The 19140-nt window shown below is 72.0% G+C and carries 18 protein-coding genes; 6 read left to right on the top strand and 12 right to left on the bottom strand.

What is annotated here, in order from left to right:
* Positions 1 to 31 precede the first annotated feature (31 nt).
* Together SAM23877_RS21315 and SAM23877_RS21310 are read right to left on the bottom strand one after the other, a co-directional pair.
* Positions 32 to 244: a 4-oxalocrotonate tautomerase family protein gene (locus SAM23877_RS21315; RefSeq protein WP_053135613.1), complete on the bottom strand. Its 213-nt coding sequence runs from the start codon at positions 242 to 244 to the stop codon at positions 32 to 34.
* Positions 244 to 1011, bottom strand: coding sequence for an SDR family oxidoreductase (locus SAM23877_RS21310; protein WP_053135611.1), 768 nt, complete (start codon positions 1009 to 1011; stop codon positions 244 to 246). Before SAM23877_RS21310 ends, SAM23877_RS21315 begins: the two co-directional genes overlap by 1 nt.
* 77 nt (positions 1012 to 1088) lie before the next feature.
* Between SAM23877_RS21310 and SAM23877_RS21305 the strand changes: the two genes are divergently transcribed.
* Positions 1089 to 1991, top strand: coding sequence for a helix-turn-helix transcriptional regulator (locus SAM23877_RS21305; RefSeq protein WP_174532298.1), 903 nt, complete (start codon positions 1089 to 1091; stop codon positions 1989 to 1991).
* Here the strand turns inward: SAM23877_RS21305 and SAM23877_RS21300 are convergent.
* Positions 1942 to 2136, bottom strand: coding sequence for a DUF397 domain-containing protein (locus SAM23877_RS21300; RefSeq protein ID WP_053135607.1), 195 nt, complete (start codon positions 2134 to 2136; stop codon positions 1942 to 1944). The genes SAM23877_RS21305 and SAM23877_RS21300 overlap by 50 nt on opposite strands.
* A complete protein-coding gene (locus SAM23877_RS21295) occupies positions 2133 to 2981 on the bottom strand; it encodes a helix-turn-helix domain-containing protein (protein WP_053135604.1) in 849 nt (282 codons plus the stop codon). The genes SAM23877_RS21300 and SAM23877_RS21295 overlap by 4 nt, the downstream gene beginning before the upstream one ends.
* A gap of 158 nt (positions 2982 to 3139) precedes the next feature.
* On the opposite strand from SAM23877_RS21295, the gene SAM23877_RS21290 reads away from it, so the two are divergent.
* The 3 genes from SAM23877_RS21290 (at position 3140) to SAM23877_RS21280 (ending at position 6131) form a co-directional block, all read left to right on the top strand.
* Positions 3140 to 3571, top strand: coding sequence for an ATP-binding protein (locus SAM23877_RS21290; RefSeq protein WP_053142717.1), 432 nt, complete (start codon positions 3140 to 3142; stop codon positions 3569 to 3571).
* 135 nt (positions 3572 to 3706) lie between these two features.
* A complete protein-coding gene (locus tag SAM23877_RS21285) occupies positions 3707 to 4654 on the top strand; it encodes a LysR family transcriptional regulator (protein ID WP_053135601.1) in 948 nt (315 codons plus the stop codon).
* Positions 4655 to 4766: 112 nt separating this feature from the next.
* A complete protein-coding gene (locus SAM23877_RS21280) occupies positions 4767 to 6131 on the top strand; it encodes a carbohydrate-binding protein (protein WP_053135598.1) in 1365 nt (454 codons plus the stop codon).
* Positions 6132 to 6335: 204 nt separating this feature from the next.
* Here SAM23877_RS21280 and SAM23877_RS21275 read toward each other — a convergent pair whose 3' ends face one another.
* The gene (locus SAM23877_RS21275) at positions 6336 to 6968 is read right to left on the bottom strand and encodes a response regulator transcription factor (protein WP_053135596.1); all 633 of its coding nucleotides are present in this window, start codon (positions 6966 to 6968) and stop codon (positions 6336 to 6338) included.
* The gene (locus tag SAM23877_RS21270) at positions 6968 to 8266 is read right to left on the bottom strand and encodes a sensor histidine kinase (RefSeq protein ID WP_053142715.1); all 1299 of its coding nucleotides are present in this window, start codon (positions 8264 to 8266) and stop codon (positions 6968 to 6970) included. Before SAM23877_RS21270 ends, SAM23877_RS21275 begins: the two co-directional genes overlap by 1 nt.
* A 164-nt stretch (positions 8267 to 8430) precedes the next feature.
* Here SAM23877_RS21270 and SAM23877_RS21265 point away from each other — a divergent pair, with 164 nt between their 5' ends.
* Both SAM23877_RS21265 and SAM23877_RS21260 read left to right on the top strand, forming a co-directional pair.
* The gene (locus SAM23877_RS21265) at positions 8431 to 9195 is read left to right on the top strand and encodes an ABC transporter ATP-binding protein (RefSeq protein ID WP_053135593.1); all 765 of its coding nucleotides are present in this window, start codon (positions 8431 to 8433) and stop codon (positions 9193 to 9195) included.
* 37 nt (positions 9196 to 9232) lie between these two features.
* Positions 9233 to 11692: an ABC transporter permease gene (locus SAM23877_RS21260; protein ID WP_053135590.1), complete on the top strand. Its 2460-nt coding sequence runs from the start codon at positions 9233 to 9235 to the stop codon at positions 11690 to 11692.
* Between the two features lie 520 nt (positions 11693 to 12212).
* On the opposite strand, the gene SAM23877_RS21245 is transcribed toward SAM23877_RS21260, so the two are convergent.
* The 6 genes from SAM23877_RS21245 to SAM23877_RS21220 all read right to left on the bottom strand — a co-directional run bounded on the left by SAM23877_RS21245 (position 12213) and on the right by SAM23877_RS21220 (position 19058).
* A complete protein-coding gene (locus SAM23877_RS21245; protein WP_053135587.1) occupies positions 12213 to 13115 on the bottom strand; it encodes an RpnC/YadD family protein in 903 nt (300 codons plus the stop codon).
* A gap of 234 nt (positions 13116 to 13349) precedes the next feature.
* Positions 13350 to 14543, bottom strand: a complete 1194-nt coding sequence (gene tuf / locus SAM23877_RS21240; RefSeq protein ID WP_053135585.1) for an elongation factor Tu — start codon at positions 14541 to 14543, stop codon at positions 13350 to 13352.
* 170 nt (positions 14544 to 14713) lie between these two features.
* A complete protein-coding gene (gene fusA, locus SAM23877_RS21235) occupies positions 14714 to 16840 on the bottom strand; it encodes an elongation factor G (RefSeq protein WP_053135583.1) in 2127 nt (708 codons plus the stop codon).
* 39 nt (positions 16841 to 16879) lie between these two features.
* Complete coding sequence (gene rpsG, locus SAM23877_RS21230; RefSeq protein ID WP_003974303.1) at positions 16880 to 17350, bottom strand: 30S ribosomal protein S7; 471 nt, start codon at positions 17348 to 17350, stop codon at positions 16880 to 16882.
* A gap of 2 nt (positions 17351 to 17352) precedes the next feature.
* Positions 17353 to 17724, bottom strand: a complete 372-nt coding sequence (gene rpsL, locus SAM23877_RS21225) for a 30S ribosomal protein S12 (protein WP_003948652.1) — start codon at positions 17722 to 17724, stop codon at positions 17353 to 17355.
* 290 nt (positions 17725 to 18014) lie between these two features.
* Positions 18015 to 19058 carry a glycosyltransferase family 2 protein gene (locus tag SAM23877_RS21220; protein WP_053135580.1) on the bottom strand — a complete coding sequence of 348 codons (1044 nt, stop codon included), beginning with the start codon at positions 19056 to 19058 and terminating at the stop codon, positions 18015 to 18017.
* Between the last annotated feature and the right edge of the window lie 82 nt (positions 19059 to 19140).

Genomic DNA, 19140 nt, shown 5'->3' with positions numbered 1-19140 from the left:
TGGCCCTGGGCCGCCGCCTCCCGCGCCCGGGTCACGCCCCGTCCCCGTTGAGCATCTCGGCGGTGAGGACGTTCCCGGCGACGCCCCAGCCGCCGTCGGCGACCTCGTCGACGAGGACCACGGTGGTGGGCCGGGCCCGCTCGCCGTAGATCTCCGCGTACAGGTCGGTGGTGCGTTCGACGATCTTCCGCTTGTCCTCGGCGGTGACGGTGCCCGCGGGGACCTTGAAGTGGGCGAAGGGCATCAGACCAGGCCTCCGTTGGCACGCAGGACCTGGCCGTTCACCCAGTGGCCGGCGGGGCTGCCGAGGAAGGCGACCACGGCGGCGATGTCGTCCGGGGTGCCGAGCCGCTCCAGGGGCGGGGTCTTCGCGAGCGTGTCGATCTGCTCGGGCGTCTTGCCCGTGAGGAACAGGTCCGTGGCCGTGGGACCGGGCGCCACGGCGTTCACCGTGACGTCCCGGCCGCGCAGCTCACGCGCCATGATCAGGATCATGGCCTCCACCGCGCCCTTGCTCGCCGTGTAGGCCCCGTAGGTGGGGAACTGCGCGCCGACCACGGATGTCGAGAAGCCCACGAAGGAACCGCCCGCCCGCAGCCGCCGGGCCGCCTCCCGGGCGACCACGAAGGCACCGCGGATGTTGGTGCGGTGCATGGCGTCCAGTGCCTCCAGGTCCAGGTCGGCGATGGTCGACAGGGTCATCCGCCCGGCCGAGTTCACCACCACGTCGACGCCGCCGAACTCCTCCTCCGCCCGGTCGAACAGCGCCGCGATCTCCTTCTCCTCCGCCACGTCCGCCCGTACGGCGATCGCCCGCCCGCCGGCCTCGGTGATCGCCGCGACCGTCTCGTCGGCGGACGCCGCCTCCCGGGCGTAGTTCACGACGACCGCCAGGCCGTCCTGGGCGAGTCTGAGCGAGACCGCCCGTCCGATGCCGCGTGATCCGCCCGTGACGACGGCGACCCGGGGGTCCGGCGGTGCCGGGGTGTGCTGCTTCGCGTTCGTAGTCATGTCTCCACGATGCGCGGCGCACGGTGGCGGAGCCAGGGGATGCCATCCCCTGGGTCACCGGCCCGGCCCGGCGCAGAATGGACGGCATGAGCGCTGTGAAGTACGCCGAGCTGGGAGCGTTCCTGCGGTCGCGGCGGGAACGCATCCGGCCGGCCGACGTCGGGTTCCCGGCCGGGCCGCGGCGCCGGGTGCCGGGGCTGCGGCGCGAGGAGGTCGCCCAGCTCGCCGGGGCGTCGGTGGACTACTACAACGAGTTGGAGCGCGGCGCCGGGTCCCAGCCGTCCGAGCAGATGGTCGCCGCGCTGGCGAGGGCGCTGCGGTTGTCCGCCGACGAGCGCGACTACCTCTACCGGCTCGCGGACCGCCCGGTGCCCGCGCAGGGCGGGGCCGCCTCGCACGTGCATCCCGGCATGCTCGACCTGCTCGGGCGCCTGACGTCGACCCCCGCGCAGGTGATCACCGACCTGCACGTCACCCTCGTGCAGAATCCGCTGGCCGTGGCGCTGGTCGGGGACCACTCCGGTCTGACGGGGCCCCGGGCCAGCTTCGTGCACCGGTGGTTCACGGAGCCCGAGGTCCGGCGCCTGCACCCTGAGGCCGACCACGAGAGCCAGTCCCGTGCCTTCGTCGCCGACCTGCGGGCCGCCGCCGCGCGCCGGGCCGCGAAGGACCCCGAGGTCGGCTCGATGATCCGTACGCTGCTCGCCGTGTCGCCCGAGTTCGCCGCGCTGTGGGCCGACCACGACGTGGCCTTCCGGCGGGACGACCGCAAGCGCATCGTGCACCCCGCGCTCGGCGTCGTCGAGGTCAACTGCCTCAACCTGTTCAGCGAGGACGGCCGCCAGCGGTTGCTCTGGTTCACACCGGCCGTGGGGACGGAGAGCGCGGGGCTGCTGGAGCTGCTGTCGGTGGTGGGGACGCAGGAGGTCGTCAGCCCTCCGACGCGTACGGGAGGAAGTCCGTCCACGCGTTCGGGGTGAGCGCCAGGCGGGGGCCGCCGTCCGCGTGCTTGGAGTCGCGGATGTGGACGGTGGCGGGGGTGGTCGCGATCTCGACGCAGGACTCGCCGTCCGTGCCGCCGCTGTAGCTGCTCTTGAACCAGACCAGTTCGGCCTCGCGGATCATGTCTCTCCCAGCAGTTGTTCGATGAAGGCCAGCGACTCCCGCGGCGAGAGCGCCTGTGCTCGGATCGTGCCATATCGCAGTTCGACAATGCGCAGTTGTTTCGGGTCGGTGATCGGTCGTCCGTTGAACGCTCCTTCGGATCGTCCGACCGCTGAGCCGTCCTCGAATTTCAGCAACTCGATCCTGCCGTCCAGCCCGGGGTGGGCGTCGGTGTTCGTCGGCATGACCTGAAGCGTGACGTGGTGCAACCGTCCCACCTCCAGCAGCCGTTCGAGTTGTCGCCGCCACACCATTGTGCGTCCGACTCGCCGCCGCAGGGGCGCCTCTTCCAGCACGAAGTGCATCGACGGCGCCGGGTCGCGTTCGAAGACCGACTGCCGAGCCATCCGCGCGGCCACCATGCGCTCGAGGCCGTCCGGGGAGTACGGAGGCTGCCGGGCCTCCATCAGGACCCGCGCGTGCTCCGGCGTCTGCAACAACCCCGCGATGATGTTGCATTCGTACACGCCGATCTCGACCGCCTTCGCCTCCAGCTTCCCCAGCTCCCGCACCTTCTTCGGGTAGCGGACCTTCTTCACGTCCTCCCAGGCCGCCGCGATCAGCCCGCCCGCGCCCAGGACCTCGTCGGCCCTGTCCAGGTACTCCTGCCGGGGGATCCGCTTCCCGCCCTCGACCTTGTAGACCAGGTCCTCCCCGTACCCGACCGCCACTCCGAAGTCGGCGGCCCGCATCCCCACCGCCTCGCGGCGGAGCTTCAACTGCCGTCCCACCGTGGCGATGACCGCGACACCCCACTCGTCGTCGGGGTCGACCTCCCACCCCGGCTCGTCCGTCTCGACCGTCATCCCGCGCCCCTTCGTCGTACGCGCCGTGCTGCCCCCGGCGCCCTACCCGTACGCCCCGCCCCGACAGTCACGACAGCGGTGGACAAGCCCCGGACAGTGACCGTACGCATGCGCCGCGTCACTTCTCACGGTAGGTGTGCACCGCCACGCTGAGTGACGTGAACCAGAAATCCGCCGAACTGCCGACGCCCGTGCGCAACTTCAGCGTGCGGCTCTCCTCCACGCCACGCGGCGCCCGCCTCGCCCGCCTGCTGGCGACCGAGCAGCTCCGCTCCTGGGGCCTGCCTCAGGACCCGGCCCGCCAGCTCATCGCCGAACTGGCCTCCAACGCGGCGGCACACGGGCGCGTCGCCGGCCGCGATTTCCGGCTCACGCTCTACGTCGTCGGCGGCACCCTCCGTATCGAGGTCACCGACACCCGGGGGGAGCGCCTCCCCCACCCGCAGGCACCCGCCCCCGACGCGGAATCGGGCCGTGGCCTGCTCCTCGTGGAGGCCCTCGCCGACCGCTGGGGAGTCACGGAAGGCCGGTTCCCGCGCAAGACGGTGTGGGCCGAGCTGCGGTGCGCCCCACCGGGACCCGTGTTCTGAGGCTCCGGTGGGCCGGGACTCGACGAGCAGGCGGGTCGCGCACGGGAACCGGCTTTCGAACACCGAGACGAGCGCACCGTCACAGGTCCGGACCAACCCCTTGCCCCCGCCCCTCCCCCGACGCAAGCTCCCCGTATGGAGCTGGAGTTGCGGCATCTCAGGACGGTCCGGGCCATCGCCGACGCCGGCAGCCTCACCCGGGCGGCGACGGCGCTCGGTCTCGCGCAGCCCGCGCTGAGCGCACAGCTGAAGCGGATCGAACGGGCGCTGGGCGGCGCGCTGTTCGTGCGGGGCCGGCACGGGGTGCGGGCCACCGCGCTGGGCGAACTGGTGCTGGAGCGCAGCCGGATCGTACTGCCCGCGGTGACCGAGTTGCAGCAGGAGGCGGCGCGGTTCGCGCGGGCGCCCCGTACCGCGCGCCACCTGCGGCTGGGCGGCACGCACGGGCCCTTGCTGGGCGCCCTGGTGGACCGGCTCGCGGACGTGGCTCCGGACGCCCGGATGACGACCTGCACCTCCTGGTCGGAACGGGCGCTGGCCGAGCAGCTGGCGGACGGACGGCTGGACTTCGCCCTGGCCGGGACCTGCGGCTCCGCCTCCCCGCCCGGCGCCGAAGGCCTGGTCTGGCGGGAGGTCGCCGTCGACCCGGTCTTCGTCATGGTGCCCGGTGGCCACCCGCTCGCCCACCGTCCGGAGGTGGACCTGACCGAGCTGGCGGGCGAGGAGTGGGCCTGCGTACCCGGCGACGGCTGCTTCGGCGACTGCTTCACCGCCTCCTGCGCCCGTGCCGGGTTCACCCCGCGCCGCATGTACGAGACGGACACCGCGTCCCTCGTGCACCTGGTGCAGGTGGGGCGGGCGGTGGGCCTGTGCCGGGCGACGTTCCCGACCACGCCCGGCATCGTCACCCGGCCGCTCACCGGGACGCCGCTGGCCTGGCGGCACCTGCTCGGCTGGCACGCGGTGACGCAGCGGCGGGACACGGCCGCCACCGTGCTCGCGCAGGCGCGCATGGCGCACGCGGGCGTGGCGGCGGGCAGCGACAGCTACACGCAGTGGATGGCGGCGAACCGGGTGCCCTGACCCCCGTACGCCATCCATAACACCGGGGAGAGGGCCGACCGACGTCTTATGACCACCGGGCGTCCCTCCCTACGGTTTCGGCACCTCCCCACCGAGACCGAGGAGATCCCCCATGCCCCACCGACACACCAGAGCCGTGGGTGCCGCCGTCGCCGCGACGGCCGCCCTGCTCGTGGCCGGGCTCAGCGGCTCCGCGAGCGCCGGGACGGCCCCCGCCGACGCGGCACCCACCGCGGCCGAGTCCCTCCGCACCGACACCACCCCGACCGCGCTGCTCCGGGCCATGGAGCGCGACCTCGGCCTCGACCGGCGGCAGGCCGAGCGCCGGCTCGCCAACGAGGCCGACGCGGGCGCCGCGGCGGGCCGGCTGCGGGCCGCGCTCGGCGCCGCCTTCGCGGGCGCGTGGGTGCGGGGCGCCGAGTCCGGCACGCTGACCGTGGCGACCACCGACGCGGCCGACGTGGCGGTGATCGAGGCCGAGGGCGCCGTGGCGAAGGTCGTACGGCACTCCCTCGCCGACCTGGACGCGGCCACGTCCCGCCTCGACCGGGCCGCCACCGGCCGGGACGCCACCGCCGCACCCGTCCGGTACGTCGACGTACGCACCAACACGGTCACCGTGCGGACCCCGCACCCGTCCGCGGCCCGTGCCCTGCTCGACGCGGCCGGGGTCCGGGCCGGGCTCGCCCGCGTCGAGAAGTCGGCCGAGAAGCCCCGCCCGCTGTACGACCTGCGGGGCGGCGAGGCGTACTACATCAACAACAGCGGGCGCTGCTCGATCGGCTTCCCGGTCACCAAGGGGACCCAGCAGGGCTACGCCACCGCCGGTCACTGCGGACGGGCCGGGGCGAGCACCAGCGGCGCCAACCGGGTGGCCCAGGGCACCTTCCAGGGGTCCACCTTCCCCGGCCGTGACATGGCGTGGGTGGCGACCAACTCCCAGTGGACGGCGACCCCGTACGTCAGCGGCGCGGGCGGTCAGAACGTGCAGGTCGCCGGGTCCACCCAGGCCCCGGTCGGCGCGTCCGTGTGCCGCTCCGGCTCCACCACCGGCTGGCACTGCGGCACCGTCCAGCAGCACAACACCAGCGTGACCTACCCGGAGGGCACCATCACCGGCGTCACCCGCACCACGGTGTGCGCCGAGCCCGGCGACTCGGGCGGCTCCTACATCTCCGGCAGCCAGGCGCAGGGCGTCACCTCGGGCGGCTCGGGCGACTGCCGCAGCGGCGGTACGACGTACTTCCAGCCGATCAACCCGCTGCTCCAGAACTACGGCCTCACCCTGAAGACGACCGGTGACGGCGGTGGCCCGGAGGAGCCGCCGCCCGGTGGCGGCACCTGGGCGGCCGGCACCGTCTACCAGCCGGGCGACACGGTGACGTACGGCGGCGCCACCTACCGCTGCCTCCAGGGCCACCAGGCCCAGCCAGGCTGGGAGCCGTCGAACGTACCGGCGCTGTGGCAGCGGGTGTGAGCGGCTGACCGACCCACGGGGGACGGCCCCCGGGACGACCCGCGCAGGGCGTCGCACGGGGAACGACGGGGACGGGCCCGGGTGCGCGGTGGGAGAGCGCCCGGGCCCGGTCGCGCACGCCCTCCGCCTCGGGCGCGGGGCGGCGGACCGACGGCGCGCACCGCGGGCGCGGGGCGGCGGGGCCGACGGCGCGCACCCACCGGATCAGGCCCGCAGGAACGCCAGCACCGCCAGTACCCTGCGGTGCGTCCCGTCCGCCGGGGGCAGGTCGAGCTTGGTGAGGATGCTGCCGACGTGCTTGCCCACGGCCGCCTCGGAGACGACGAGTTCGCGGGCGATGGCCCCGTTGGACCGGCCCTCGGCGATCAGGGCCAGCACCTCCCGCTCGCGCGGGCTGAGCCGCTCCAGGGGGTCCCGGCGGCGGCGCAGCAACTGGCGTACCACCTCGGGGTCGACGACCGTGCCGCCGGCCGCGACCTCGGCGAGCGCGTCGACGAACTCCTCGACCTGGCCGACGCGGTCCTTCAGCAGGTAGCCGACGCCGGTGCCGTCGGCGGAGTCCAGCAGTTCGGCGGCGTAGGCCCGCTGCACGTACTGGCTCAGGACGAGGACGGGCAGGGTGGGGCGCTTCTCGCGCAGCCGCACGGCCGCGTGCAGGCCCTCGTCCTGGAAGCCGGGCGGCATGCGGACGTCCGTCACGACGATGTCCGGGGTGTGCTCCTCCACGGCCGCGACGAGCGCCTCCGCGTCGCCGACGGCCGCGACCACCTGGTGTCCGCAGCGGCCGAGCAGGCCGACCAGCCCGTCCCGCAGCAGCACGCTGTCCTCGGCCAGCACTACCCGAAGCGTTCGGTCCACTCGCAAGGAATCTCCACGCGCAACAGGGTCGGTCCGCCCGGCGGACTGGACAGGGAGAGTCTGCCATCCAGTACGGACACCCGGTCGGCGAGCCCGGTCAGCCCGCTGCCCGCCCCGGGCTCCGCGCCACCCCGGCCGCCGTCGCGGACCTCCAGGGACAGCCGTCCGTCTTGGTGCCCGCCGGTCACCTCCGCGCGGTCGGCGCCACTGTGCCTGGCGACGTTGGCGAGGGCCTCGCAGACCACGAAGTAGGCGGCGGCCTCCACGGCCTGCGGCAGACGGCCGGGCAGCTCCAGGCGGACGTCCACGGGGACGGCCGACCGGTCGGCCGCGTCCTCGACGGCCGCCGCCAGGCCGTAGTCGGCGAGCACCTTGGGGTGGATGCCGTGGATCAGCTCCCGCAGTTCCCCGAGCGCCTTCCCCGCCTCCCCGTGGGCCCTGGCCAGCTGGTCGGCGAGCGGGCCGGGCGGCGCGTCCAGGCGGGCCAGGCCCAGGGCCATCGTCAGGGCGACCAGGCGCTGTTGGGCGCCGTCGTGCAGGTCGCGCTCGATCCGGCGGCGCTCGGCCTCGAAGGCGTCCACCAACCGCACGCGGGAGCGGGTGAGTTCGACCACCCGGTCGACCGGGTCGCCGCCGCGCGGGGTGCCCACGAGGACGCGGGCCAGCTCGGCCCGCGCGCCCGCCGCCAGGCCCAGCGCGTAGGCGCCGACGGCGAGGAGCAGCAGCCCGAGCACCGCCACGCCGCACGCGGTCGGCCAGGTGGTCACCGTCCACTGCTTGAGCACCTTCGCCTCCTCACCGTCGCCCACGGTGGCCATCAGCAGCGGCGTGGCGGCCGTGGAGAGCGGCAGGACCAGGGCGGCGCCGAGGACGAGGGCGTCCACCGGCCAGAGCAGGAAGGCGAACAGCAGCGCGTACCCGAGCTCACGCCAGGTCGCCGGTTCCCGCAGCCGGGTGGTCAGCCAGGCCCACAGGCCCGCGGCGGCGGGCTGCCGGTGCCGGCCGGGCGCGGGCTCGCGGTCGACCAGACGCAGCCGGTACCGCTCCAGGTGGGCGACCGGTACGCCCGCGAGGGCGAGAAGCACCAGCAGCGGCAGTCCCACCACGACGACGGCGAGGACACCGCCGACGGCGGCGGCGGTCACGACGCCCACCAGGGTCACGGCGCCGGCCACCGCCCCGGTCGCCAGGTAGGCGACCGCGCGCCACGGCCAGGCCGACAGCAGGAAGCCGGGGCCGGGCCCGGACATGGCCTGCCACAGGTTCCGAGGGTGCATGCGGATCACCGTAGGGCTCCCGCGCACGAGCGCACCATCGGCCCAGGGGGCGTCCCGGGGGTATGGCCTGCCCTACCCCGTTTCTCACCCCTGCCGCACTGCGCCGGCGTGGTCACGGACGGTTTCGTGGAGTCATCAGCCAGGAGCCGACGGAGTGGAGACAGATGAACGACAGGACGGTCCATGCGGTCGACGCGGACCACGCGATCCGGCTGTGCTCCGTCAGCAGACGGTACGGGGCGGGCGACAGCGCCGTGACGGCCCTCGACGAGGTCTCCCTCGCCTTCCCCCGGGGCACGTTCACCGCCGTCATGGGCCCCTCGGGCTCGGGCAAGTCGTCCCTCCTCCAGTGCGCCGCCGGTCTGGACCGGCCGACGTCGGGAGCGGTGGTCGTCGGCGGCACCGACCTGACCCGGCTGAGCGAGCGACGGCTGACCCTGCTGCGCCGTGAGCGCGTCGGGTTCGTGTTCCAGGCCTTCAACCTGCTGCCGTCGCTGACCGCCGCGCAGAACGTCGCGCTCCCCCTGCGCCTGGCCGGCCGCCGCCCCTCCCGGGCCCGGGTGCGCGAGGCACTCGCCCAGGTCGGACTCGCCGACCGGGCCCGGCACCGGCCCGCGGAGCTGTCCGGCGGCCAGCAGCAGCGCGTCGCCCTGGCCCGCGCGCTGATCACCCGCCCCGAGATCCTCTTCGGCGACGAGCCGACCGGCGCCCTGGACACACGGACCGGGCGTGAGGTGCTGGCACTGCTGCGCGCCATGGTCGACGACGCGGGCCAGACGGTCGTCGTGGTCACCCACGACCCGGTCGCCGCCTCCTACGCCGACCGCGTGGTCTTCCTCGTCGACGGCCGGGTCAACGGCGAACTGACCGCAGCGGGCGCCGACGCCATCGCCACCCACATGACCCACCTGGAGACCGCCCCGTGCTGACCGTCGCCCCTCACACCCCCCGGCCGGAGGCCACCCCGTGCTGACCGTAGCCCTGCGCACCCTGCGCTTCCGCTGGGCCGCCTTCACCGGCAGCTTCGTCGCGCTGTCGCTGGGCGTCGCCCTGCTCACCGTCATGGGGCTGGTCCTCGCCTCCTCGACGGACGCCCCCGACCGCGCCCCGGAACGGTTCGCCGCCGCGCCGGTCGTGGTCCGGGGCCAGGACACCCTGACGGTGTCCACGCCGATCGGCGACCGTACGGCGGCGCTCACGCAGCCCCGTGCCGTGCCGGCTCCGGCCGTGGCCCGGCTGAAGCGACTCGGCACCGTCGTCGAGGACCGCTCCTTCCCGGTACGGGCCGACGGCGGGCCCCGCTCCCTGGTGGGCCACCCGTGGTCCACGGCCCCGTTCGCTCCGTACGCGATCGACGCGGGCCGCGCGCCCCGCACGGCCGACGAGGTCGTCGTCACCGGCGGCTGGGCGGCGCCGGGCGACCGCGTCCGGACCGACCGCGGCACCGTGCGGGTCGTGGGCACCGTCCCCGACCTCGGGTTCGAGGACGCCGTCTTCTTCACCGACCCGCGTGCCGCCCGGCTGTCCCCCGTCAGCCTCCAGCTCGTGGTGGACGCGGACCCGTCCGCCGTACGGGAAGCGGTGCGGGGCAGCGCCGGTGTCCGGGTGCTCACCGGGGACGACCGCCGGTACGCCGACGCCGACCCCGGCCGGGACGGCGAGGCGCTGACCGCGATGAACGCCCTGTTCGGCACGGCCGGCGGCGTCACCGCGTTCGTCTCGGTGTTCGTCGTGGCGTCCACGTTCGCCTTCACGGTCGCCCAGCGCCGACGCGAGTTCGGGCTGCTGCGCACGGCGGGGGCCACACCGGGACAGATCCGCCGGACGGTGCTGGCCGAGGCCCTCCTGGTCGGCGTCCTGGCCTCGGCCACGGGGTGCGTACTGGGCAGGTACGGTGCGCCGCCGCTCGCCGGGTGGGTGGTCGACGCAGGCCTGGCGCCGGCCTGGTTCACCGTCGGCCACCACACCTGGCCGTACCACATGGCCTTCTGGACCGGCCTGCTCGTCGCCCTGTGCGGGGTGCTCGCGGCGTCCTGGCGGGCGGGCCGGACCGGCCCCGTCGAGGCGCTGCGCGAGGCCGCCGTGGACGCCGGGGAGATGACCCGGGGCCGGTGGCTGTGCGGCCTCGCGCTGCTGCTGACGGCCCTGGTGACGCTCGGCATCGCCCTCGCGGACGACCCCGGCGACCTGCTGCACCGCAAGACGTACATCGTCCGTCCGATGCTGCTGATCACGGCGGCGGCTCTGCTCGCGCCGGTCGTGGTGCGTCCGCTGGCCCGGCTCCTGGCGTGGCTGCCCGCCCGCCTGCCGGGCGCCACGGGCATGCTGGTCCGCGAGAACGCGGCCGCCGGTGTGCGCCGTACCGCGGCCGTGGCGGCACCCGTGCTGGTCACGGTCGCTCTGGCGGGTTCGCTGCTCGGCGCCACCGCGACGCTGAACGAGGCGAAGGCCACCGAGACGCGCGAGCGGACCGTCGCCGCCTTCGTGGTGACCGCGCCGGACGGCACGGGCTTCGACGCGCGGACCCTGGAGCGGCTGCGCGCCGTGCCCGGGGCCATCGTCTCCCCGACCTCCTCGGGCTCGGTCCACGTCCTGGAGGAGGGCGTCGCACTCGTCAGGTCCGAGGCGCGCGCCGTCGCCGGCCCCGACGCCCTCGCCGCCACCGCCCGGCTGCCGCTCGCCGCGGGGAACGCGGCCGACCTCGACGACGGCTCCCTCATCGTCAACGAGGAGTGGGAACGGCACTCCGTGGGCGAAAGCGTGCGGGTGTGGCTGGGGGACGGCACCGAGAAGACCCTGCGCATCGCCGCCGTGATGCACACGGGCACCGGCGGCAACGGCGTCTGGGTCACGCCCGCCAACGCCCCCGGCGCCCTCGTCGACCGGGTGGACGTGGCCCTGGCCGACGGCGCCGGCACCGGGGCGGTGGCCGCCGGGCTGCGGGAGGCGGTGCGCTCGGCCGGCGGGCGGGTGCACGACACGGACGAGTGGGTCGCGGCCACCTACCCGGAGACCAACCGCCCGACCCGGCTCGGCCTGCTGCTGGTCCTCGGCATCGCCCTGCTCTACACCGGCATCTCGCTGGTCAACACGATGGTGATGGCCACCTCCGACCGCGTCCGCGACCTGGCGGCGCTGCGGCTGACCGGGGCCACGGGCGGACAGGTACTGCGGCTGGTGGGGGCAGAGTCGCTGGTGGTCGTCGCGGTGGGCGCGGTCCTCGGCCTGGTCGTCGCCGGGCTCAACCTGGCCGGGATGTGGGCGGCGCTGGGCCTGCTCGCGGTACGTCCCACGCCGGCGGTCCCGTGGACGGCCCTCGGCACGGCCGTCGGCGCCTGCGCGGTGCTCGCGGTACTCGCCTCGGTCATCCCCTCGGCCCTGGCCCTGCGACGCACCGCGGTACGCCTCGCGGGCACCCGCCCGTGACCACCGCGCCGCCGCGCCTCACCCCTCGGCGGGCTCGAAAACCTCCGCCACCGACCCAGCCGTGATCGCCCGCGTGAACCAGACCCCCAGCACATCAAGGTCCCCACACCCCACGATGCGCTCCCGCTCACCACCCGACACCGGGACACCCCGCCGCTCCAACAACAGCAGAATGTCCTCCGCACGCCCCCCCGCCCGTCCGCCCTCAAGCTCTGCGCGGTCTCCGACTGGAAGAAGGAAAGGTCGGCGGCCAAGCGGCTCACTCGCCCTCCCGCGGCCCGAAAACCTCCGCCACCGACCCAGCCGTGATCGCCCGCGTGAACCAGACCCCCAGCACATCAAGGTCCCCACACCCCACGATGCGCTCCCGCTCACCACCCGACACCGGACACCCCGCCGCTCCAACAACAGCAGAATGTCCTCCGCACGCCCCGCCGCACGCCCCCTCAGCGCGCGCCCTCCGCCCTCAAGCTCTGCGCGGTCTCCGACTGGAAGAAGGAAAGGTCGGCGGCCAAGCGGCTCACTCGCCCTCCGCGGGCCCGAAAACCTCCGCCACCGACCCAGCCGTGATCGCCCGCGTGAACCAGACCCCCAGCACATCAAGGTCCCCACACCCCACGATGCGCTCCCGCTCACCACCCGACACCGGGACACCCCGCCGCTCCAACAACAGCAGAATGTCCTCCGCACGCCCCTCCGCACGCCCCTCAGCGCGCCCCTCCGCCCTCAAGCTCTGCGCGGTCTCCGACTGGAAGAAGGAAAGGTCGGCGGCCATGATCTGCCTCCAGAAGTCTGCGGCCGGCGTCTTGCCGAGTCCTTGTTCCGTGAGTTCGATGTAGATGCTTGCCGTGCTCTCGTCCTCGGCCGACAGGCCTTTCAAGGCCGAGGCCAGCGCCTTCAGTATCGCATCGGCGCCCGGATCCCGGCGGTGCAGCGCCGCGGAGAGGACGGTCAGCGGGATGTCGCGCGCCGCTTCGTCGGCACTGTCGATCACGGGCACGTGGTCGGGCCCGAGGACCAAGGGACGCACGGTGAGGGAGGGCCACTGCGGGGGCCCGAGGTCCACCTGTCGGGCCGCCCAGGAGGCGGTGCGCCGATCGGCGCAGACGACCAGCAGGACCGGCGGCAACCCGTACTTGGCGTAGAGATGCGCCAGATAGTAGGCCCAGCTCGCGTGCTTGTCGGGGTCCTGCTTGCCCTGGGACTCGACGGCGAGCAGGAAGCTGCCGTTGTCGCTCGTCTCCATGCGCAGCAGCGTGTCCACGCGTCGCTCCACCGGGCGGTTCTCGGTGAGGTCGGTGGTGAGCGGTACCGCGGAGACCGGTTCGGCGAAGGTGACGCCGAGGGCCCGGACGGCCCGGGCGAAGAGGGCCGGATCCTCCTGGAAGATCCGGTGCAACGCCTCGTGAGATGAACTGACCATGCACCGAACGTAGAAGAGTGACGGGCCTTGCCAGCCACATATGCCAGCAATGCCGCCGATCGAGTGACAGACCGGGACCCGGCTTGACGCGCGCGGCCCAGCGCCCAGTCCCGCCCCCGTCCCTGGCCTCACCCCCCGCCACCCATGCGAAAGGGCCCGCACGACCGAAGTCGTGCGGGCCCTTTCTCAGGCATCAGCCCATGTCAGGTCGGTGGACCGACAAGCAAGCGGAGCTTACTTGTTGATCTTGGTGACCTGGCCGGCGCCCACGGTCCGGCCACCCTCGCGGATGGCGAACTTCAGGCCCTCTTCCATGGCGACGGGCTGGATGAGCTCCACCTTCATCTCGGTGTTGTCACCCGGCATGACCATCTCGGTGCCCTCGGGGAGGGTCACGACGCCGGTCACGTCCGTCGTACGGAAGTAGAACTGCGGACGGTAGTTGTTGAAGAAGGGGGTGTGACGGCCACCCTCGTCCTTCGACAGGATGTAGGCCTGGGCCTCGAACTCGGTGTGCGGGGTGACCGAGCCCGGCTTGATGATGACCTGGCCGCGCTCGACGTCCTCGCGCTTGATGCCACGGAGGAGCAGACCGACGTTCTCACCGGCCTGGCCCTCGTCGAGGAGCTTGCGGAACATCTCGATGCCGGTGACCGTGGTGGTGGTCTTCTCGGTCTTGATGCCGATGATGTCGACGGTCTCGTTGACCTTGAGGACACCACGCTCGATGCGGCCGGTGACGACCGTACCGCGACCGGTGATGGTGAAGACGTCCTCGATCGGCATCAGGAACGGCTTGTCGACGTCGCGCTCGGGCTCCGGGATGGACTCGTCCACGGCCTTCATGAGCTCGAGGACCGAGTTGCCCCACTCCTTGTCGCCCTCGAGGGCCTTCAGAGCGGAGACCTTGACGACCGGAAGCTCGTCGCCCGGGAACTCGTACTCGGAGAGGAGCTCACGCACCTCGAGCTCGACGAGCTCCAGGATCTCCTCGTCGTCCACCATGTCGGCCTTGTTCAGGGCGACGACGATGTACGGAACACCGACCTGGCGGGCCAGGAGCACGTGCTCCTTGGTCTGCGGCATCGGGCCGTCGGTGGCGGCGACCACGAGGATGGCGCCGTCCATCTGCGCCGCACCCGTGATCATGTTCTTGATGTAGTCCGCGTGACCGGGGCAGTCGACGTGGGCGTAGTGACGGGTCTCCGTCTGGTACTCGACGTGCGCGATGGAGATGGTGATACCGCGCTGGCGCTCCTCAGGAGCCTTGTCGATCTGGTCGAAGGCCGAGGCCTCGTTCAGGTCCGGGTACGCGTCGTGCAGCACCTTGGTAATGGCGGCCGTGAGGGTCGTCTTACCGTGGTCGATGTGACCGATGGTGCCGATGTTGACGTGCGGCTTAGTCCGCTCGAACTTCGCCTTCGCCACTGGGGTCCTCCTGTGGAGTGGTTCTGTACGCCTTACTCATCGGCGCCAGGTGATCTTTGCTGGAAAGCCCGGGTGCCGGGGGCATTCCACCGGGTTCGCGGTGGAATGCCCCATGCAGGCTCCGGGGTCAAGCCTAAAGCGTGAGCACGGGGTCCGTTGAACGGAGTCCGTTACTCGCCCTTGGCCTTCGCGATGATCTCCTCGGCGACGTTCCGGGGAACCTCGGCGTAGGAGTCGAACTGCATCGAGTAGCTTGCGCGACCCGACGTCTTGCTGCGGAGGTCTCCGACGTAGCCGAACATCTCCGACAGCGGTACAAGGCCCTTCACGACGCGGGCACCCATCCGCTCCTCCATGGCCTGGATCTGACCACGGCGGGAGTTGATGTCGCCGATGACCTCGCCCATGTAGTCCTCGGGGGTCGTGACCTCCACGGACATCATCGGCTCCATGAGGACCGGCGAAGCCTTGCGCGCGGCCTCCTTGAAGGCCTGCGAACCGGCGATCTTGAAGGCGAGCTCGGAGGAGTCGACCTCGTGGTAGCCACCGTCGATGAGCGTGACGCGGACGCCCGTCATCTCGTAGCCGGCCAGGATGCCGAACTGCATGGCCTCCTGCGCACCGGCGTCGACCGAAGGAATGTACTCCTTCGGGATACGACCACCGGTGACCTTGTTGACGAACTCGTACGAGCTGTCGCCACCCTCGATCGGCTCGATCGCGATCTGCACCTTGGCGAACTGACCGGTACCACCGGTCTGCTTCTTGTGGGTGTAGTCCACGCGCTCGACGGCCTTGCGGATCGTCTCACGGTACGCGACCTGGGGCTTGCCGACGTTGGCCTCGACGCGGAACTCACGGCGCATACGGTCGACCAGCACCTCAAGGTGCAGCTCGCCCATACCACCGATGATGGTCTGGCCGGTCTCCTCGTCGGAGTGGACCTGGAAGGACGGGTCCTCCTCGGCCAGACGCTGGATCGCGACGCCGAGCTTCTCCTGGTCGCCCTTCGACTTGGGCTCGATGGCGACCTCGATGACCGGCGCCGGGAAGTCCATGGACTCCAGGATCACCGGGTTCTTGTCGTCGGACAGCGTCTCACCGGTGGTGGTCTGCTTCAGGCCCATGACGGCGACGATGTCACCGGCGCCCACCGACTCGATCTCCTCACGCTTGTTGGCGTGCATGCGGTAGATCTTGCCGATGCGCTCCTTCTTGCCCTTGACGGGGTTCAGCACCGCGGTGCCGGACTCCAGGCGGCCCGAGTAGACCCGGACGAAGGTGAGCTTGCCGAGGTGCGGGTCGCTCATGATCTTGAACGCGAGCGCGGCCAGCGGCTCGTCCTCGGACGGCTTGCGCCGGACGACGACCTCGGGGTCCTTGACGTCGTGGCCCTCGATGGCCTCGACGTCGAGCGGGGTCGGCAGGTAGCGCACGACCGCGTCGAGCAGGGGCTGGACGCCCTTGTTCTTGAACGCGGTGCCGCAGAACACCGGGGTGACCGTGGTGTCGCTGGACTTGCCGGACGCGATGGTGATGCGACGGATCGCGGCGTACAGCTGCTCCTCGGTGGGCTCCTGGCCCTCCAGGAACAGCTCCATGATCTCTTCGTCGTTCTCCGCGACACCCTCGACCAGCTTGCCGCGCCACTCCTCGGCGGCCTCGGTGTGCGTGGCCGGGATGTCGACGGTGTCGTACATCTCGCCCTTGGCGGCCTCGGCGGACCACACGAGCGCCTTCATGCGGACCAGGTCCACGACGCCCTTGAAGTCGGCCTCGGCACCGATCGGGAGCTGCATGACGAGCGGCTGGGCGCCCAGGCGGTCCGAGATCATCTCCACGCAGCGGTGGAACTCGGCGCCGGTACGGTCCAGCTTGTTCACGAAGCAGATGCGCGGCACGCCGTAACGGTCGGCCTGACGCCACACCGTCTCGGACTGCGGCTCGACACCGGCGACACCGTCGAACACGGTCACGGCACCGTCGAGCACGCGCAGGGAACGCTCCACCTCGACGGTGAAGTCGACGTGCCCCGGGGTGTCGATGATGTTGATCGTGTAGTCGTTGTCCTCGAGCGGCCAGTGACAGGTGGTCGCAGCAGACGTGATCGTGATGCCACGCTCCTGCTCCTGCTCCATCCAGTCCATCGTGGCGGCGCCGTCGTGGACCTCACCGATCTTGTACGACACACCGGTGTAGAACAGGATCCGCTCGGTGGTGGTCGTCTTGCCCGCGTCGATGTGGGCCATGATCCCGATGTTGCGGACCTTGGCCAGGTCAAGTGAAGTGGTAGCCATAAGGCTTCAGTCTTCTCTCGGTCTCGATGTGGGTAGCGACTACCAGCGGTAGTGCGCGAAGGCCTTGTTGGACTCGGCCATCTTGTGCGTGTCCTCGCGCTTCTTCACAGCGGCACCGAGGCCGTTGGAGGCGTCGAGGAGCTCGTTGAGCAGACGCTCGGTCATGGTCTTCTCGCGACGGGCGCGGGAGTAACCGACCAGCCAGCGCAGGGCGAGCGTGTTCGCACGGCCCGGCTTGACCTCGATCGGGACCTGGTAGGTCGCACCACCGACACGGCGGGACTTGACCTCGAGGGTCGGCTTGATGTTCTCGAGAGCGCGCTTCAGCGTGATGACCGGGTCGTTGCCGGTCTTCTCGCGCAGACCCTCCATGGCGCCGTAGACGATGCGCTCGGCGGTGGAGCGCTTGCCGTTCAGCAGCACCTTGTTGATCAGGGAGGTCACCAGAGGAGAACCGTAGACCGGGTCGATGATGACCGGGCGCTTCGGGGCGGGGCCCTTACGAGGCATTCTTACTTCTCCTTCTTGGCGCCGTAGCGGCTGCGGGCCTGCTTGCGGTTCTTCACACCCTGGGTGTCAAGCGAACCGCGGATGATCTTGTAACGAACACCCGGCAGGTCCTTCACACGGCCGCCGCGCACGAGCACGATGGAGTGCTCCTGCAGGTTGTGCCCCTCACCCGGAATGTAAGCAGTGACCTCGATCCCGCTGGTCAGACGCACACGCGCGACCTTACGCAGGGCCGAGTTCGGCTTCTTCGGGGTGGTCGTGAACACACGCGTGCAGACGCCGCGACGCTGGGGCGAACCCTCGAGTGCGGGCGTCTTGTTCTTCTCGACCTTGTCCTGCCGGCCCTTCCGGACCAGCTGCTGGATCGTAGGCACTACTTCTCCGGTTTCTGTGTGCCGAATGGTGAAGCTAACCTGGGACTTTGCCGACCCACGCGGTCGGGTGTGTCGGACCCGCGGACCCTTGCCGCCAGGCGGAAGGAAGCGCGGATCACGGTGGCCGGTGACGACCCCCACCGCGGTTGAAAGGCACGCACGGGGGCCAGGGCACACCCCAGGCACAAGGTCTGAGCGTACCTATCGCATTCGCTGCGGTCAAAACAAATGCGCTGGACCGACAGGGCCACCCGTTCCGTCCCGGTTCGCACCGATCGGCGCCGGGCGCCTCAGGCCCGGGGGGCGGGCACCCGCGCCCCGTTCCCCTCGGCCGCGCCCTGCTCCCGCGCCGGGGGTGCCGGTGGCGTCGGCGCCGGCACCGCCGTGTCGTGCCGGACGAAGTACGTCGGCCGGTTCTGCACGGCCGTGTAGATGCGCCCGACGTACTCGCCCAGCAGACCGACGCAGATCAGCTGCACGCCGCCGATGAACACGATGCCGGTGAACAGGGAGGTCCACCCCGGCACCGTCCGGCCCAGCGCGAAGGCGGTCAGGGTGTAGACCAGCAGGCCCAGGCAGACCACGAAGGCGCCGGCGCCCAGCCAGGTGGCGATGCGCAGCGGGGCCGCCGAGAAGCCGGTGACGCTGTCGACCCCGAGCCGGATCATCCGGCCCAGCGGGTACTTGGTCCGCCCCGCGGTACGCGGAGCGCGCTCGTACGTCACCCGCCCGCTCGGGAAACCCAGCCAGGGCACCAGCAGCCGGTAGACCCGCTGCTGGTCCGGCAGGGCCTTCAGGGCGTCGACGGCGGCCCGGCTGAGCAGCCGGAAGTCCCCCGCCTGGGCCGGGACCGAGGGACCCGCGAGGCGCCGCATGAGCCGGTAGTAGAAGCCCGCGGTCCACCGCTTGAACCCGGAGTCGCTGCTGCGGTCGTCGCGGACGCCGTAGACGATGTCGAGGCCCTCGGCACGGGCCAGCGCCAGCATGTCGGGGATCTTCTCCGGCGGGTCCTGGAGGTCGGCGTCGAGGCTGACGACGTAGGCGCCGACGGCCCGGTCCAGTCCGGCGGTGAGGGCCGCCTGGTGCCCGGAGTTGCGCCGCAGCGCGACCACGCGCAGTTCCGGCCAGCCCAGGCGGAAGGCGGCGAGGAGCTCCGCCGTACGGTCGCCGCTGCCGTCGTCGACCGCCACGACCTCGTGGGCCACGCCCAGCTCCGTCAGGACCGGCCGCAGTCGGCTGACCAGCGCGGGGAGGACTTCTTCCTCGTTGTACATCGGTATGACGACCGACAGCACGACCGGCCCGTGCCGGTCGGCGTCCCGTTCCTCGGGCACCGCGCCTCCCCTCACCCTGATCCTGAGCACAGATGTGCGACTCTTGTGCGATCTTATGGCAGCAATTGACGCTTGAGCACGG

It is taken from the genome of Streptomyces ambofaciens ATCC 23877 (assembly GCF_001267885.1).
In the GTDB taxonomy this organism is placed as follows: domain Bacteria; phylum Actinomycetota; class Actinomycetes; order Streptomycetales; family Streptomycetaceae; genus Streptomyces; species Streptomyces ambofaciens.
The sequence above is the reverse complement of the archived record's forward strand: the minus strand, read 5'-3'. Positions and strand labels throughout refer to the sequence as shown.